Source organism: Microbacterium croceum, from assembly GCF_023091245.1.
In the GTDB taxonomy this organism is placed as follows: Bacteria; Actinomycetota; Actinomycetes; order Actinomycetales; family Microbacteriaceae; genus Microbacterium; species Microbacterium croceum.
The window spans coordinates 858279-874403 of record NZ_JAHWXN010000001.1; the positions used below are offsets into that span (position 1 = coordinate 858279).

Consider the following 16125-nt stretch of genomic DNA (forward strand, 5'->3'; position numbering starts at 1 on the left):
AAGGGGGCGCACGGGTGCACGGGCCCGGTGAGACAGTCCACCGGGCTTGATCGGCCAGAATCAGTGGCCGGATTGCAATCTTTCGCGCATGGTCGCCGGCGAGCATCCGAACCATCGGCGGGTGGCGCGGCGCAAGGAGCGATCGTCCCCGTACCCCGCGGCCGCGGCGACATCGTTCACCGAGAGCGCGCCCTGCGTGAGCATCCGCGTCACCGCGCGCCGCCGCACGTCGTCGACCAGCGCGGAGTACGTCGCCTGCACGTCGGTGAGACGGCGGCGCAGCGTCCGCTCGCTCAGCGCCAACGCGCGCGCATGCGCGCCCAAGGGCGCTATCTCCGGCAGGTCCGCGTCGATGCGTGCCGCCAGCACGGCGACGAGCTCCTGGCGATCGACGACTCCGGCCGATTCCTCCTCCAGCAGGGCGAGGGCGCCGCGCAATGTCCAGGCGTCGGCGAACGGGCTCGGCAGTCGCCACTGCTCCTCCGAGAGCGTCCAGGCGTTGCGGGCAGCGCCGAACTCGACCGGCGCGCCGAACCAGCGGCCGTATCTGGCGGCATCCGTCGGGGCCGGCCGGGCGAGCTCGACGCGCACCGGATGGAAGCCCGACCCGGTGACATCGCGGGCCATGCGGGTGATGTTCGCGAATCCCTCGTCGATCAGGAATGCGCTCACGCGTTCCTCGCCGCCGGTGACCTCCGCAGTCACCGACAGCAGGTCGCCGCGTGTGCTCGTCGACCAGCGCACCATCGACCCGGCCAGGTTCTGGAAGCGGAGTCCGAGATGGATCGCGTCGACGATGCGCGGGCTGCTCATCATCCCCAGACCCAGCACGCCGGATGCCGTGATCGGCTGCGACCCACCGACCACCAGTCCGGCGGCGGGGTCGTCGAAGAGACGCAGCGCGGCGTCGATCACGGCACTGCCCTGACGGAACGAGACCCGCAGCGACGGAGCATCGAGCACGTCGGGCGTCAGTCCGGCCTCGCGCAGCGGGCGCTCGAGCGAGATCCCGCGGCGCTCGGCATCCTTCACGAGATAGCGGATGACGTGGGGGTTGATCGTGGCCGACGGTGTCGGAGGGATCACGAGGGGGGACACCTGGACATTCTGTCTGGCCGATGATGTCCGGTCAACGGACACCGTGCACCCGGGGGAGAGCGATCGCGCGCTCTATCCTGGCGTTCCCTCCTCGACGACGAAAGGGCGGCCATGGCGGCGACGCTCACGGCGCAACAGCGCATCATCCGATCCGTGATCAAGACCCTCGGGGCGCTCCCCGAACCGGCCCAGCGACTGATCGCGGGGAGGCCGGTGCAGATCGACGGGCAGGCATTGCTCACCGAGGTGCAGATGGCGTTGCGCCTGCTCAACGCGCTTCCCGGTTCGAGCTTCGAAGAGCTGCCGCTGGCGGATGCCCGGGCTCAGGTCGATGCGGAGGCACTGATCTTCGGGGATCGCGAGCACGTCGACATCGCCGAGGACCTGCGCTTCCCGACACGCGGAGGGACCATCGGCGCCCGCCGCTATCAGCGTTCGGCGACCGAGCGGCCGTGGGGCGCGGTGACCTACTTCCACGGCGGCGGATGGGTGGTCGGCGGTCTGACCTCGACCGATGCGGTGTGTCGTTTCCTCGCAGCCCGCACGGGCCTGGAGGTGTACTCGATCGACTATCGCCTCGCGCCCGAGCATCCTTTCCCCGCCGCCGTCCACGATGCGGTCGACGCCTATCGCTGGGTGCGCGCACGGACCGCGCCCGAGTTGCCGGTGGCCGTCGCCGGCGACAGTGCGGGGGGAAACCTCAGCGCCGTCGTGTGCGCCGAGACCCGGGAGGATGCGGCGGCGCCCCCCGACTTCCAGCTGCTCTTCTTCCCGGTCGCCGATGCCTCGCGCCGCACCCGCTCCTACGAGCTGTTCGCCGACGGCTACTTCCTCACCGCGGCGCAGATGGAGTGGTACATCGACCACTACCTTCCCGACCCTGCGGACCGCACCGACCCGCGGGCCTCGCCGCTGTTCGCGGACCTGACCGGACAGCCGCCCGCGCATGTGGCGATCTCGGGCTTCGACGTGCTCCGCGATGAGGGGCTGGCCTATGCCGAAGCGCTGCGTGCCGCGGGGGTGCCCACCACGACGCAACTGGTCGAGGGCCACATCCATGCCTTCGTCAACGCGACGGGAGTCGGCCGTCACAGCTCCCGCGCGCTGGCGGAGGCGGCCGCGGCGCTGGTCCGCGGCATGCAGCGCGCGCCGCGGAGACTCCCACCCCACGCACAGGGTTAACGATATATCGTTGACTATCGCTACCCAGCTACGGGAGGTCACCATGAACAACGCATTCCCCTCGAACCCGTTCGGCGGATCCGGCTTCGGAGCCGGCGCCGGCGGCCCGGCATCCGCTCTGTTCGAAGCCATGGATCAGCTCCGCAAGTCGTTCGATCCGCGTCCGGGCGGCGGCTCGCGCATGGCGCGCGGCGACGTGCGCTCCGCCGTGCTCTCGCTGCTCGCCGAGAAGCCCATGCACGGCTATCAGATCATCAACGAGATCTCCGAACGCAGCGGCGGATCGTGGAAGCCCAGCGCGGGCTCCGTGTATCCCACCCTGCAGCTGCTCGCCGACGAAGGCCTGATCGAGGCCGAGGAGCAGAACGGTCGCAAGACCTACTCGCTCACCGAGGCGGGTCGTGATGTCGCGGCCGAGTCCGCCGACACCCCGGCCCCCTGGGAGTCGTCCGGTCACCGCGCCGGCGAGTCCCGCGACAGCGCTCGGTTCAACGCGCTGCCCAAGGCCGGCGTCGACCTCGCCGCCGCTGCCGCGCAGGTCGGTCGCAGCGGGAGCCCGGAGCAGGTGCAGGCCACGATCGAGGTGCTCGACGAGGCTCGCCGTAGGCTGTACTCGATCCTCGCCCAGGACTGATCGGATGAGGAACGCGCTGGGCCGCTCCGACCGGCTCAGCGATCCGGCGCGTACGAGCGCAGTCGAAGGGAACCACCGATGACGGATGCCGCGGCGCAGGGCGCCCATCGTGCCCGCTACCGCCGCATCCTGTCGTTCGCCGCGCGCGAATTCGTCAAGATCTGGTGGTACGAGCTCGTCCTCCCGCGGTTCGGGATGAGCTCGGTCGCTGAGCGCACGCGCGGTCCGCGCATGCAGAAGTTCGCGCGGCGTTTCCATGCGCTCGCGATCGAGCTCGGCGGGCTCATGATCAAGGTCGGACAGTTCATGTCGTCGCGCCTCGACGTGCTGCCGCCCGAGATCACGGCCGAGCTCGAAGGGCTGCAGGACGAGGTGCCGGCGGTGCCGTTCGCCGACATCCGCGCGGCTGCTGAAGCCGAGCTGGGGATCCCGCTCGACCGCGCCTACTCCTGGTTCGACGAGACGCCGGTGGCCGCGGCATCGCTCGGCCAGGTGCACCGCGCTCGGCTCTCGGAGCTCGACGCCGCCGACACCGGTCTCGAGAACGTCGTGGTCAAGGTGCAGCGTCCCGGCATCGACGGGATCGTGGCGGTCGACCTGGCCGCGCTCCGCCGCGTCGCCCGCTGGTTGACCCGTGTGCGTCTGGTCGCCGACCGCGTCGACGCCCCCGCGCTCGTCGAGGAGTTCGCCGAGACCAGTCTCGAAGAGATCGACTACCTGCACGAGGCGGCGAGTGCCGAGCGGTTCCGCGAGAACTTCGCCGACGACCCGCGCGTCGACACCCCCGAGATCGTGTGGGAGCGTTCGACCCGTCGGGTGCTCACCCTGTCGGATGTCACGGCGATCAAGATCAACGACACCGAGGCGCTCCGTGCCGCAGGCATCGACCCTGCGAAGGTCGCCGAGGTGTTCGCCGAGGTCATGTTCGACCAGGTCTTCACGCACAGCTTCGTGCACGCCGATCCGCATCCCGGCAACATCTTCGTGACACCCGGCCCTTCGACAGGCTCAGGGGCCGAGGAACAGAACTGGCGGCTCACTTTCATCGACTTCGGCATGATGGCCGAGGTGCCGGACAACCTGCGCGCCGGTCTGCGCACGCTGCTGATCGCCGTGACGGGGCGCGACAGCCGCGGACTCGTCGCCGCCGCGCAGGAGATCGGCGTGCTGCTGCCTTCCGCCGACACCGCCGAGCTCGAACGCGCCCTGAAGGAGCTGTTCGCCCGCTTCGGCGGCATGGGCTTCGCCGAGCTGGCCACGGTCGACCCGCGCGAGTTCAAGGACTTCGCCGACGAGTTCGGCGACATGGTGCGCTCGCTCCCGTTGCAGCTGCCCGAGAACATGCTGCTTCTCATCCGCGCGGTCTCGCTCACCTCCGGCATGTGCAGCGGACTCGACCCCTCTTTCAACGTGTGGGATGCCGCCGAGCCCTACGCCGGGCGCCTGCTGCGTGACGAGACCGGCAACGTGGTGCAGGCCTTCGCGTCGAGCGCGATGGAGACCGCCGGTATCACCATGCGGCTCCCGAAGCGGATCGACGACATCATCGGCCGTGTCGACGACGGCACGGTGACGTTCGACACCTCGCGACTGGAGCGCCGGCTCGACCGCCTCGAAGGCATCGCCCGCCGGATCGCCTCGGGGGTGCTGTTCGCCGCGATGCTGGTGGGCGGCGCGCTGCTGGTCACGCCGTTGCCCCCGCTCGGCATCACGCTGATCTGCGTCTCGGCGCTCCCGCTGCTGCACTCCGTGTTCGCCGGGGTCGGTCGGCGCGGGCGCTGACCCGGCCGCCGCGAAAACCCAGACCATTCGGCATCCGGGCGGCGCGCCACATGGCGCCACGCCGCCCGCAGGCCGAAGCCTCTGGGTTTTCGACCCTGCAGCGCGGCTAGTCCCGCGTCCGGTCCACCCGGTCGGTGCCCTCGGCGGCGGCCGTGATCCGCGCCGCCATCCCGGCGAAGATGAACCCGTGGAACGGCAGCACGGCGAGCCAGTACAGGCGTCCACTCAGCCCCCTCGGGAAGAACACCGCGCGCTGCTCGTAGCGTGCCCCCTCGCCGTCCGCGATCGCGCGCAGTTCGAGCCACGCCGAGCCCGGCACCTTCATCTCGGCGCGCAGTCGCAGCAGGCCGGCCTGCTCGTCGCCCGAGCCCGGGGCCGACGCGGCCTCCACGCGCCAGAAGTCGATCGCATCGCCCACGCGTGCAGCGGTGCGGCTGCGGCGCCCGCGGCGCAGTCCGACGCCGCCGACCAGCCGGTCCATCCAGCCGCGGACGGCCCACAGGAACGGCGAGGAGTACCAGCCGTTCTCGCCGCCGATGCCGACGATCACGCCCCACAGGGCGTCGACGGATGCAGAGGTCTGCAGCGACCGTGCGTCGGTGAACGCCGTGCGGCCTGCCCAGTCGGGGTCGCTCGGCAGCGGGTCGCTCGGGGCGCCGGAGACCTCGGAGTCCTGCCAGCTGGTCTCGATCGTGTCGGCATCCACACGTCCGAGTGCCAGGGCGACGGCCGTGCGATAGGGGGTCAGCCCGCCGGACGGCTGTGGAATCAGGTCGTCGACCGCATGGTCCTTCACGACGCACTCGTTCTGCAGCGAGGCGACGAGCGGGCGGGCGATCGATCGTGGCACCGGCGTCACGAGATTCACCCAGTGCGAGGCGAGGCCGGGAGTGAGCACCGGTAGTGCGGCGATGGCACGCTGCGGGAGCCCCGCCTCGACCGCGTAACCGTTCATCATCTGCCCGTAGCGCAGCACGTCGGGGCCGCCGATGTCGACGGCGCGGTTCACGTCCGGCTCCACCCGGGCCGCGCCCAGCAGATAGTGCAGCACGTCGCGCACCGCGATCGGCTGGATGCGGTTGCGCACCCACTTGGGCGCCGGCATGTACGGCAGCACGTCGGTGAGGTGCCGGATCATCTCGAACGACGCCGAACCCGAGCCGATCACGACGCCCGCCTGCAGCACGAGTGTCGGCACCCCCGAGTGCAGGAACGTCTCGCCGACCTGCACGCGGGAGCGCAGATGCGGCGAGAGCTTCGCGTCTTCCGGATGCAGTCCGCCGAGGTAGACGATCCGGCGCACCCCCGCGCGCTTCGCCGCCTCGGCGACCGTGCTGGCCGCACGGTCATCGCTCTCCTCGAACCCCTTGCCCGCGGTCATGGAGTGGATCAGGTAGTACACGACGTCGACGTCGTCCATAGCCTTCGCGACGGCATCCGCGTCGTCTGCCGACCCCTCGACGATCTCGCAGTCCGCGCCCCACGGGAAGGATGCGGCGCGGGCGGCGTCTCGGGCGAGCACGCGCACGCGGTATCCGGCGTTGAGCAGGCGCGGTGTGAGTCGCCCGCCGATGTAGCCGGTGGCCCCGAGGACGAGGGCGCGCGGGGCGCTGCCGTCGTCACGCGGGACGGCGCGCAGCTCTTCTTCGCGGCCGGTGGGCTGAGTGAGCTCGGTCATGTCTCGAGAGTAGGCGCGGAGGAGGGCGGGCGATACGGGGTTGCGCAGGTCTTCGCGGCTCAGTAGGCATGCTCGCGAGGTGCCATCGCGGCGGGGCCGGCGAGGAGTTTGGCTAGGTTGTCAGATGACTAGCTAAACTAGTAACCTTTCCTTCGAGGACGAGATCGTCGTCCTGCGAGGGAGGCGCACGTGACGTTGCAGACCGCGGAACCCCGCACGCCGCGAACCCGCCGAGAACGTCGTCTCACGCACACCTCGGCCGGTCGTGGATCGGCGGAACCGTCGCCGTTCGCGCCGTTGCCCGCACGCGCGGCCGTCGGACGAGACTCGGGAATCCGCCGCGTCGCTCCGCACCGCGGATGGCTCCACGCGGGCGCGCTCGCAGTGGCGGTCGGGGCTCTCGTGGCCGCCGCTGCGTCGATCACGGATACCCTCATCGCCGGCTGAACGCTGCCCCGGACCGCCAACAAGGGGAGGCGGTGACACACCGCCTCCCCGCCTGCATGCTCGCGTGCCCACCAAGGAGAACCCCATGTCCGCATCCATGACTCGGCCCCCGCTCTGGCGTCGCCTCCTTGCGGGCATCGTCCCGTCGATGCGAGAGCCTCGTCGGTTGACCGTCGACGACATCACGATCGTCGATCGCCCGATGCTGCGCCGCGCGGTCGCCGGCACCGTGGTCGGCAACCTCATGGAGTGGTACGACATCGGCATCTACGGCTACCTCGCCGTGATCATCGGGCGCGTCTTCCTCCCGGATGCATCCGGCGCTGCGCAGTCGCTGTTCTCGCTCGGCGTCTTCGCCGTCACGTTCATCGCGCGTCCGGTCGGCGGGATCGTGCTCGGTCAGCTCGGCGACAGGCTCGGCCGTCAGCGCGTGCTCGCGTTCACCCTGATCATGATGGCGGCAGCCACCTTCCTGATCGGAGTCCTCCCCGACTTCTCGGTCATCGGCATCTGGGCGCCGATCCTGCTGATCGTGCTCAAGCTCGCTCAGGGCTTCTCCACCGGCGGCGAGTACGCGGGCGCGACCACCTTCATCACCGAGTACGCCCCCGATCGCCGTCGCGGGTTCTACGCCTCGCTCCTCGATCTCGGCTCCTACATGGGCTTCGCCGTCGGCGCCGCCTTCGTCTCGATCCTCCAGCTCACCGTGTCAGCGGAAGCCATGGAGGGCTTCGCCTGGCGGATCCCGTTCCTCGTCGCTCTGCCGCTGGGCCTCATCGCGATCTACTTCCGGCTGAAGATCGAAGACACTCCGGCGTTCCAGGACGCGCAGGCGTCTGCCCAGGCCGCCGCGGATGACGCGCACGCCGCCGCCGATGCCCCCAAGGGTGTGGTCGCACTGGTGCGCGCCTACTGGCGCGAACTGCTGACCGCGTTCGTGCTCGTCGCCGCGGCCAACACCGTGGGCTACGCGCTCACCTCGTACATGCCGACGTATCTGACCGGGACGCTCGGCTACGACGAGGTCCACGGCACGCTCCTCACCCTGCCGGTGCTCGTCGCGATGGCGTTGTGCATCCCGCTGACGGGCGCGCTCTCCGACCGCATCGGCCGCCGCCGCGTCCTGTTCATCGGGTCGATCTCGGCGATCGTGCTCGCCGTCCCCGCCTTCCTCTTCATGATGCACGGAGAGATCTGGTCCACGCTGCTGGGGCTGGTGCTGCTCGCGTTCCCCGTCACGTTCTACGTGGCGAATCTCGCGTCGTCGTTGCCGGCGCTGTTCCCCACGTCGTCCCGGTACGGCGGCATGGGGATCTCGTACAACCTCGCCGTCGCGCTGTTCGCCGGTACCGCGCCCTTCGTCATGGAAGCCCTCGTGCAGCTCACCGGATCGCCGTTGGCGCCCGCCTTCTACGTGATCGCGACCTCGATCGCGGGTGTCATCGCCGTCGCGGTGCTGAAGGAATCGGCACGCCGCCCGTTGCCCGGCGCGATGCCGAGCGTGCAGACGGAGGAAGAAGCCGTCGCGCTCGTCGAGACCCAGGAGGAGAACCCCGACCTCGACCTCGACGAGCTGTTCCCGGAGCGCACCGAGACCCCCTGAGGGCTCCGTGCGTCGAGGTCAGTCGCCGGAGGACTCCGATTCCTCGTGGCTGCGGATGACATCGCGCAGCTCCTGATCGAGGTCCGATGCCTCCTCGATGGCCGAGGTCATGCCGGCGAGGAAGCGTGTCACGACAGCGCGCTCCTCCGCCGACAGCTCGTCGACGAGCGAGAGCATCCGTCGGTGCATTGCGCCCAGGGTCGCCCGTACCTCGTCGTCACTGCTCACCGTCGGCACGACGACGCCTGCGCGGCGGTCGGTGGGGTGCGGCTCGCGGCGTGCGTGACCGCCCTTCTCGAGGCGATCGATGAGGGTCGTGGTGGATGCCGTCGAGATGTCGAGCGCACGGGCGATGTCGACGGGACGCACGATCCGTCCGGCCCCCTTCTCGCGCAGCAGGAAACGCAGCGCGATGAGGTCGGTCTCGTTCATGCCCATGGTGACGCGGGTGCGGGCGCGCATGGCGGTCTCGGCGCCGCGGTAGCGCCGAAGCATGTTGAGCACGTCGACCGTGCTGGCTGTCGCGCTCTCGGGATACCAGTAGCCCGACCGGGTGAATTCCTCGGAGCTGTCCATCAGGCGACCTCGCCATCCTTCTGTGCTGGGGCGGAGTCGCGCGCCAGCATCTCTTCGGCGCCGGCCTCCACCTCTGCCGGCACGATCGTGAGCATTCCGCCCGTGATCGCCTCGTTCTCCGCGAAGATGATCTGCTCCACCCGCCAGCGCGGCACTGCGGGGTAGCGCTGCTGCAAGCGGTCGAGCACGTCGTCGTACTTCAGGTACCCCGCGTTCTCGGGGGTGAGTCGATCAGCCATGGCATCCTTTCCCAACGGCATACTCCATCTTCGCATCCGCGCGTGCGTGCTCCGGTGCGTGATTTTGCTAGACAGTCATGTTGCCTGAGCGTCGAGTAACATGGATCGACCCATCGGATGCGCGGGCCGTGAGGTGTCGCGCAGGAGGCGTGATCCTGCGATGTGCGTGGGAGTGAGGAGCGAGATGTCCACCAGCGTGCACGTATCGACCTCCGAACTGGTGCGCCGCGTCGAGGAGCTTCGCCGCGCAGAAGCGCAGCTCACGCGTCGCTTGGCGGCCATGCGGGCCCCGAACGACACCGATCGTGAGGCGATGCGGTTCATCTCCGACGCGCCGATCGACGCTCCGGCCACGCCGGGTGAGCTCGCCGCGCATCTCGGCGTCAGCACGGCCGCGGTCACGAGCGTGATCCGACGGCTACGCGCTCGTGGGCAGGTGGTGGTCGCCCGGCATCCTGATGACGCCCGTTCCAAGGTGCTGCGGCCGTCGCTGCGAGATCTGCACAGCCCCGTCGATGAGCTCTCTCGACGCGTGGAGGCGCTGGCCGGCGAGTTCACTCCCGACCAGGTCGACACGGTCTCGCGGTTCCTCCGCCGCCTCGGCGAGGAGATCGCCGAGATCCCGGAGTGACGCCGAGCGTCCCCTGAGGCGAACATCTCATGGCTGCCTCGGAGCGCGATTTCTCTTGTTGTCTATTTAGCTAGTTAAACTAGTAATATAAATTCCCTGATACACGACGACGAGGGAGATCTCATGGGGTACCTGAACTATGCCGGCGCGCCGACGTCGTTCACCATCGACGACGAGATGCTCGCGCACGTCCGCGCCGTCGTGGTGACCAAGCTTCGTCGCAGCGAGTCCTTCGCGCTCACCATCCCCACGATCGGCGCCGCGTCGGAGACGCTGTGGATCCACGCCTCGATTCCCCTGCGGTTCTCCCTTGTCGACGATGTGCCTCTCGGGCGTCCTCTCCTGGTCGCGATGATGGAGGCGGCGAGCTCGTCCGGTGGACTCGACCTGACGGACGAGAGGTTGGCGCGCTCGCTCGGGGAACGCTCCTTCACCCACGCCATGAGCGCCTGATCGAAGTCGCGGCTGACTCGGCTCTCGCGGTCAGGGGGCCGGCGCGGTCGAAGCGTCCGATTCGACGGCGGCGCTCATCCCGCCGAGAAACCGCACGATGATCGCGCGGTCGTGATCGGAGAGAGCGTCGACGTAGGCCAGCATCCTCTGATGCATGGCCCCCAGCGTCGCCCGCACCTCGTCGTCGCCGTGCGTCGTCGGAACGACGATGCCCGCCCTCCGGTCGCTGGGGTGCGGTGCGCGGTGCGCATGCCCGCCCCTCTCGAGACGGTCGATCAGCATGGTCGTCGAGGCCGTGGAGATGTCGAGGACCCGTGACAGATCGATCGGTCGCACGGACCTTCCTGCTCGCTGCTCATGCAACAGGAAACGCAATGCCCGCAGGTCGTTCTCGTTCATGAGCATGGTCGCGCGTGTCCGTGCCCGCATGGCGGTCTCGGCCGCGCGATATCGGCGCAGCTGATCCAGCAGGGAGATCGTCTGGTCGGAGCCGCCGTCCGGATACCAGTATCCGGACGGCGAGAACTCGTCCGGATCCCGCATCGTCACAGCTCATCTCGATTGCGCATGCCGCTGGCCCCGATTCGGTCTGTGCTCTCATGCCCCCCGGCGAGCCCCCATTGTCGCACTCGGCGGCGCGTGCGACAGCCCTATTTCCGGGGGGGGGGGGGGGGGGGCAAGAGCTCCCGGCGTCACTGGGCGGTGTAACCGCCGTCGACCAGGTGGTAGCTGCCGGTGATGAAGCTCGCGGCATCGCTGGCGAGGAACGCGATCAGGTGTGCGACCTCATCGGCCTGTCCCAGGCGCCCGATCGGGTGCTTGCTCACGAGGAAGTCCTTCACCTCGGCGTCCATGTGCGCCAGCAGCGGGGTGTCGATGAAGCCGGGGCCCACCGAGTTCACGCGCACGCCCTGGCCGGAGTACTCCAGCGCCGCGGACTTGGTCATGCCGACCACGCCGTGTTTCGCCGTGACGTAGGCCGGGGCGTTCGCGAAACCGACGCTGCCGAGGATCGACGCGATGTTCACGACCGATCCGCCGCCGTTCGCGAGGATCGACGGGATCTGCGCCTTCATGTTGCGGAACACCGCGTTGAGGTTGATCGCGATGACCTTGTCCCAGGCGTCGTCCGTGTAGTCCGCGGTCGGGGCGGATGCTCCGCCGATGCCGGCGTTGTTGACGCCGATGCGCAGCGGGGCGAGAGTGTTCGCGAGTTCGATGGAAGAGGTGATCCAGGCGGCGTCGGTCGCGTCGCCGACGGATGCCTCGGCGGTGCCGCCGGCGGCGCGGATCTCCTCGACGACCGCGTTCGCGTGGTCTGCATCGAGGTCGTTCACGACCACGGCGGCGCCGTTCGCGGCGAGCAGGAGGGCGGTCGAGCGTCCGATTCCGCTGCCGGCTCCCGTCACGATTGCGGAGCGGCCTGAGACATCGTACTGAGCCATGTGTGAACCCGTTTCCGGGCGGTCACGGTGCCGGGAGACCTTCTCGGACGAGCCGCCCTTCCTTCCACCCTATCCCCGGAGAAGGGCGATGGATGCGCGTGAATGAAACTCCTGACGCCCTCGGATGCGGTCAGAGGATGAAAGCAGCGGCAATGGCCACGTACATGAACATGGAGCGCCGCGGGCCCAGCGAGTAGATGCAACCGTAGAGCACGGCCGCCGACATCGACAGGCTTCCACTCCGACGAATCTCCTCTTGACACCGCGCCCACCGAGGCATAACGTACAACCAAATGGTTGCACAAAGAGAACTCAGCGAAGCGGAGGTCGATCGTGTGTTCCACGCACTGGCCACGTCGACCCGGCGCGACATCCTGCGCCGGACGATCGAGCGGGAGCAGTCCGTCTCGACCCTCGCCGCCGAATACGAGATGTCGTTCGCCGCGGTGCAGAAGCACGTCGCCGTGCTCGAGGCCGCGAACCTCATCGTCAAGCGCGCCGAGGGACGCGAGCGCCTGGTCCGCGCGAACCCCGAGATGATCGCCCGCGCCAGGGCGCTCCTCGCCCGTTACGAAGAGCTGTGGCGGTCGCGCATCGCCCGACTCGACGACCTGCTGGCCGAGCCGGCCCCTTCGACAGGCTCAGGGGCCCACCCTGCAGCCACCGACAACACCGACAACGCACGAACCGAAGAAGGAGACTGACATGCCTGTCACCGACGTCACGACCGATGCCGAGAACCTGACCATGACGGTCGTCGCCGACCTGGCGGCCCCCGTCGAACGTGTCTGGGCCGTCTACAGCGATCCGCGCCAGCTCGAGCGCTTCTGGGGTCCTCCCGGATGGCCGGCGACATTCACCGCTTGGGACCACACGGTCGGAGGCAAGGGCAACTACACGATGAACGGTCCCCGCGGAGAGAAGGCCTCGGGCACGTGGGAGTTCCTGCGCATCGATGCCCCACACAGCTTCGAGGTGCTCGATGCGTTCGCCGACGACCAGGGCACGCCCGATCCCGACCTGCCCTCGATGCGGATGGTCTTCACGTTCGAGCCGTCGTCCGCGGGCACCCGCATGGTCACCACCAGCTACTTCGAATCGGTCGAGGCGCTGGAGCAGGTCGTGCAGATGGGCGCGATCGAGGGCACGAAGCTCGCGATGGGGCAGCTCGATGCCGTGCTGCAGGACCTCCGCGACTACGCGCAGGGCAAGGGCACCACGGTGGAGCTGCTCGACGACACCCACGTGCGCATCACCCGACTCGTCGACGGCCCGCGCGACCTGGTGTGGCGTGCGTTCAACGAACCCGACCTGGTCAAGAAGTGGATGCTCGGACCCGACGGGTGGGAGATGACGGAGTGCATCGTCGCCACGGTGCCGGGTGAGACGTATCGCAACTCCTGGGCGCCGGTCGGCGACACCGAGGGCGAGCCGTTCGGGTTCGAGGGCGAGGTGCTGATCTTCGAAGAGCCCCGCCGTGCGGTCACGACCGAGCGGATGCAGGGCCAGCCGACCGAGACCCTCAATGACATGAGCCTCTATGAGGAGGACGGTGCGACCCTCATCACGGTGCTCATCGAATACCCCGACAAGGAGACGCGCGACATGATCCTCGCCACCGGCATGGCCGACGGCATGGAAGCCTCGTACGCGCGGCTCGAATCCACGGTGCTGGCGGTCTGACCCGTTCACGACTCCTCAGAGACCGGCCGATCCTGCGGTGGATCGGCCGGTTTCTGTGGTGCGCGGCTGGTGCGGCGTCGGTTCTTGAGGAGTTGTGAACGGCCCCGGCGGGATAAGGTGGCGGGACGATGAGGATCACGCGCCGCACTCTGCTTCTGGGAGCCGGCGCCGGCGCGATGTCGGTGCTGCTCGCCTCGTGCACCCCGGAGCCGAACCCCGCACCGAGCCCGACGCCCACCCGCACGCGGGAGCCGCAGCCGAACGGCGATGTGCCGGTTCCGGCCGGCAGCGTGCGCAGCTCCTGGACCACCGATCCCTTCGCGCGCGGTGCTGTGAGCTTCACCCCGGTCGGCGCGCTCGCCGGAGCCCGCGCGGCACTGGCGGCATCGGTCGACGACCGCCTCTTCTTCGCCGGCGAGGCCACCGACGACGACGCCCCCGGCACCATGCGCGGCGCGATCAACTCCGGTGAGCGCGTGGTCGACGAGATCCGCGCGCAGGCGCAGCGCGGAGAGCGGATCGCCGTGATCGGCGCCGGTCTCGCCGGTGCCACCGCTGCTGCGGGCCTGGTGGACGCGGGTATGGAGGTAACGGTCTTCGAGGCACGCGACCGCGTCGGCGGGCGGGTGTACTCCCGCTCCGACGACTCCTGGCCGATGCCGGTGCAGCTCGGCGCCTGGCTGTTCGCGGCGGATGACGCCGACCTGATCGACCGGTTGCGCGAACGCGACATCGGCGTCGTCGACCTCGCCGGTGCGCAGTGGGTGTCGCCCGAGGGAGACGTCGACCCGGTCAGCACCGAACCGCTGCAGGCCGCGATCGATGCCGCACAGGCCGCGCCCGAGGACTCCACCGTCGCGGATGCGCTGACCGAGGCGGGCGGCGATCCCGCCGATCCTGCGACCGCGGCACTGCTCGCCTTCCTCGCCACGCATGCCGGTGCGGATGCGGATCAGCTGTCGAGCTGGTTCCCGCCCATGCTCGTCGAGGGTGATCAGATGGCGGCGCGCGACACCCTCGCCCCGTTCATCGAGCAGGCTCTCGACGGTCTGCGCGTGGGGCTCTCCTCGCCGGTCGCCGGCCTCGCCTATGACGACAGCGGCGTGAGCGTGCGCCTCGGCACGGGGGAGGCGTCGTCGTTCGACCGGGTGGTCGTGACGGTGCCGTTGGGCGTGCTGCAGCAGCAGGGCATCGAGTTCGAGCCTCCGCTCCCCTTCGCCAACCGCGGGGCGATCACGGCGCTCGGGATGGGCGCGATCGAGACGATCTGGCTGCGCTTCGATGAGCCGTTCGGAGAGTCGGATGCCGCGCTCTGGCACACGGTCGGCGGTGACGCGCTGATCCGCACCTGGGTGAATCTGCGTCCGGCGACGGGGGAGAACGTGCTTGTCGGGATCGTCGGAGGGCAGGCGGCCGAAGACTTCGCCGCCCTCGACGACGATGCCGCGCTCGAGGCCGCGCTGGCCTCGCTCACGGTCTACGCCTAGCGTCGCGCGGTCGCGTCGGCCAGGACTCGCTCCTGTTCAGTGGGGAGATCTCCATCCGGCATCGACGCGGGCTCGTCGCGCCGCAGCAGTTTCAGCACCGGCATCCGGCTGATGAGCACGAGCACCGTCGCGACCACGGCGAAGGTCGCGAGCGCGATGCCGGATGAGGCGAGGAACTCGGCTGGTCCACTCACCTGTCGCGGATCGAGGAAGTAGTACGGATACCAGCCGATCAGCGGCCCCCGGATCATCGTGAACAAGCCCCATACCAGGGGATACACGAGAGTCGCCGGGATCACGCGCCACGGCACGGAGCGGTGCCCCGGCGCGAGCACCCAGGCGATCGCGGTGCACGCCGGCAGCCAGAAGTGGAGCACCTGGTCGGACCACGGCACGTCGATGCGGATGCCGCGGACGTCCGCTTGCCACACCAGCAGCGCGAACACGAGTCCGGCGGTGATGGTCCAGGTCAGCACCAGCGCGAGTGCGACCGTGAGCCAGCGCGGATCGCGGTCGCGCTGCAGGGCGATGACCCCGGCGATGGCCAGCAGCACCATGAACGCGATGTTCGACTGGTTGGTGAGGTACGCGAAGAAGTTCTGGCTGGCGATCGTGTACGAGGCCAGACCCCAGGCGAGTCGATGGATCAGAGCGATGAGACACAGGGCGGCCGCACTCAGCCGCAGCAAGCCGAAGACGGTGCGCGCCGTCACCGCTGCGTCGCCTCCGCCCATTCCATCAATCGAGTCTACGGATGCGGGAGGGGTGGCTCTGTCATGCTCCGGGCGTCACCGGCGGGAGCTGCGCGTCGACCAGAGTGCGAGGCCGATCAGCACGGGCTGGAAGAACAGCCGTACGAAGCGCTTCATGTCGGTGTCGAGTCCGAAACCGTCGCGGTGGTGCATCCACTGGGCGATGTTGCCGGGGAACACCGCCAGGAAGAACAGCGCCGCGACGACGCCCGCGCCCCGTCGGCGACGGCGGGCGAGCAGCAACGCCGAGCCCAGGGCGATCTCGACGGCTCCGGATGCCACGACCGTGACATCCGGATCGAGCGGCAGCGATTCCGGCACCTGAGCCTGGAACTCGTCTCTGGCGAAGGTGAGGTGCGAGACGCCGGCGAAGACGAGGGAGGACCCCAGGAAGACGCGGCCGATCGTGCGAGCGACGGAAGACATGGTGCGAGT

At 69.3% G+C, this 16125-nt stretch carries 18 protein-coding genes; 10 read left to right on the top strand and 8 right to left on the bottom strand.

Features of this window, described 5'->3' with window-relative positions:
- Window positions 1–60 precede the first annotated feature (60 nt).
- Entirely contained in the window at window positions 61–1098 is a 1038-nt protein-coding gene (locus KZC51_RS04055; protein WP_247628733.1) for an AraC family transcriptional regulator, read from the bottom strand.
- A 111-nt stretch (window positions 1099–1209) separates the two neighbouring features.
- Between KZC51_RS04055 and KZC51_RS04060 the strand changes: the two genes are divergently transcribed.
- The 3 genes from KZC51_RS04060 to KZC51_RS04070 all read left to right on the top strand — a co-directional run bounded on the left by KZC51_RS04060 (window position 1210) and on the right by KZC51_RS04070 (window position 4696).
- On the top strand, window positions 1210–2280 hold the full coding sequence (locus KZC51_RS04060) for an alpha/beta hydrolase (protein ID WP_247628734.1): 1071 nt from the start codon (window positions 1210–1212) through the stop codon (window positions 2278–2280).
- 43 nt (window positions 2281–2323) lie between these two features.
- Window positions 2324–2914: a PadR family transcriptional regulator gene (locus KZC51_RS04065; protein WP_247628735.1), complete on the top strand. Its 591-nt coding sequence runs from the start codon at window positions 2324–2326 to the stop codon at window positions 2912–2914.
- Between the two features lie 78 nt (window positions 2915–2992).
- The gene (locus tag KZC51_RS04070) at window positions 2993–4696 is read left to right on the top strand and encodes an ABC1 kinase family protein (RefSeq protein WP_247628736.1); all 1704 of its coding nucleotides are present in this window, start codon (window positions 2993–2995) and stop codon (window positions 4694–4696) included.
- 106 nt (window positions 4697–4802) lie between these two features.
- Here KZC51_RS04070 and KZC51_RS04075 read toward each other — a convergent pair whose 3' ends face one another.
- The gene (locus KZC51_RS04075) at window positions 4803–6374 is read right to left on the bottom strand and encodes an SDR family oxidoreductase (RefSeq protein WP_247628737.1); all 1572 of its coding nucleotides are present in this window, start codon (window positions 6372–6374) and stop codon (window positions 4803–4805) included.
- A 189-nt stretch (window positions 6375–6563) separates the two neighbouring features.
- Here KZC51_RS04075 and KZC51_RS04080 point away from each other — a divergent pair, with 189 nt between their 5' ends.
- Complete coding sequence (locus KZC51_RS04080) at window positions 6564–6821, top strand: hypothetical protein (RefSeq protein ID WP_247628738.1); 258 nt, start codon at window positions 6564–6566, stop codon at window positions 6819–6821.
- Between the two features lie 85 nt (window positions 6822–6906).
- Window positions 6907–8424, top strand: a complete 1518-nt coding sequence (locus KZC51_RS04085; protein WP_372491749.1) for an MFS transporter — start codon at window positions 6907–6909, stop codon at window positions 8422–8424.
- Window positions 8425–8442: 18 nt separating this feature from the next.
- Here KZC51_RS04085 and KZC51_RS04090 read toward each other — a convergent pair whose 3' ends face one another.
- Both KZC51_RS04090 and KZC51_RS04095 read right to left on the bottom strand, forming a co-directional pair.
- Window positions 8443–9000 carry a MarR family winged helix-turn-helix transcriptional regulator gene (locus KZC51_RS04090; protein ID WP_247628739.1) on the bottom strand — a complete coding sequence of 186 codons (558 nt, stop codon included), beginning with the start codon at window positions 8998–9000 and terminating at the stop codon, window positions 8443–8445.
- On the bottom strand, window positions 9000–9239 hold the full coding sequence (locus KZC51_RS04095; protein WP_247628740.1) for a hypothetical protein: 240 nt from the start codon (window positions 9237–9239) through the stop codon (window positions 9000–9002). The genes KZC51_RS04090 and KZC51_RS04095 overlap by 1 nt, the downstream gene beginning before the upstream one ends.
- A gap of 184 nt (window positions 9240–9423) precedes the next feature.
- On the opposite strand from KZC51_RS04095, the gene KZC51_RS04100 reads away from it, so the two are divergent.
- Both KZC51_RS04100 and KZC51_RS04105 read left to right on the top strand, forming a co-directional pair.
- Complete coding sequence (locus KZC51_RS04100; RefSeq protein ID WP_247628741.1) at window positions 9424–9870, top strand: MarR family winged helix-turn-helix transcriptional regulator; 447 nt, start codon at window positions 9424–9426, stop codon at window positions 9868–9870.
- Between the two features lie 123 nt (window positions 9871–9993).
- Window positions 9994–10323 carry a DUF7882 family protein gene (locus tag KZC51_RS04105; RefSeq protein ID WP_247628742.1) on the top strand — a complete coding sequence of 110 codons (330 nt, stop codon included), beginning with the start codon at window positions 9994–9996 and terminating at the stop codon, window positions 10321–10323.
- 30 nt (window positions 10324–10353) lie between these two features.
- Here KZC51_RS04105 and KZC51_RS04110 read toward each other — a convergent pair whose 3' ends face one another.
- Window positions 10354–10866, bottom strand: a complete 513-nt coding sequence (locus tag KZC51_RS04110) for a MarR family winged helix-turn-helix transcriptional regulator (RefSeq protein WP_247630584.1) — start codon at window positions 10864–10866, stop codon at window positions 10354–10356.
- Window positions 10867–11015: 149 nt separating this feature from the next.
- Entirely contained in the window at window positions 11016–11768 is a 753-nt protein-coding gene (locus KZC51_RS04115) for an SDR family NAD(P)-dependent oxidoreductase (protein WP_247628743.1), read from the bottom strand.
- A 293-nt stretch (window positions 11769–12061) separates the two neighbouring features.
- On the opposite strand from KZC51_RS04115, the gene KZC51_RS04120 reads away from it, so the two are divergent.
- The 3 genes from KZC51_RS04120 (at window position 12062) to KZC51_RS04130 (ending at window position 14938) form a co-directional block, all read left to right on the top strand.
- Window positions 12062–12472: an ArsR/SmtB family transcription factor gene (locus KZC51_RS04120; protein WP_247628744.1), complete on the top strand. Its 411-nt coding sequence runs from the start codon at window positions 12062–12064 to the stop codon at window positions 12470–12472.
- A gap of 1 nt (window position 12473) precedes the next feature.
- Window positions 12474–13451, top strand: a complete 978-nt coding sequence (locus KZC51_RS04125; protein WP_247628745.1) for an SRPBCC family protein — start codon at window positions 12474–12476, stop codon at window positions 13449–13451.
- Between the two features lie 128 nt (window positions 13452–13579).
- Window positions 13580–14938 (top strand): flavin monoamine oxidase family protein, encoded by a 1359-nt coding sequence (locus tag KZC51_RS04130; protein WP_247628746.1) that lies wholly within the window; start codon window positions 13580–13582, stop codon window positions 14936–14938.
- Here the strand turns inward: KZC51_RS04130 and KZC51_RS04135 are convergent.
- Window positions 14935–15651, bottom strand: a complete 717-nt coding sequence (locus tag KZC51_RS04135) for a Pr6Pr family membrane protein (RefSeq protein ID WP_247628747.1) — start codon at window positions 15649–15651, stop codon at window positions 14935–14937. The genes KZC51_RS04130 and KZC51_RS04135 overlap by 4 nt on opposite strands.
- Before the next feature lie 75 nt (window positions 15652–15726).
- Window positions 15727–16116, bottom strand: a complete 390-nt coding sequence (locus KZC51_RS04140) for a DoxX family protein (RefSeq protein ID WP_247628748.1) — start codon at window positions 16114–16116, stop codon at window positions 15727–15729.
- Between the last annotated feature and the right edge of the window lie 9 nt (window positions 16117–16125).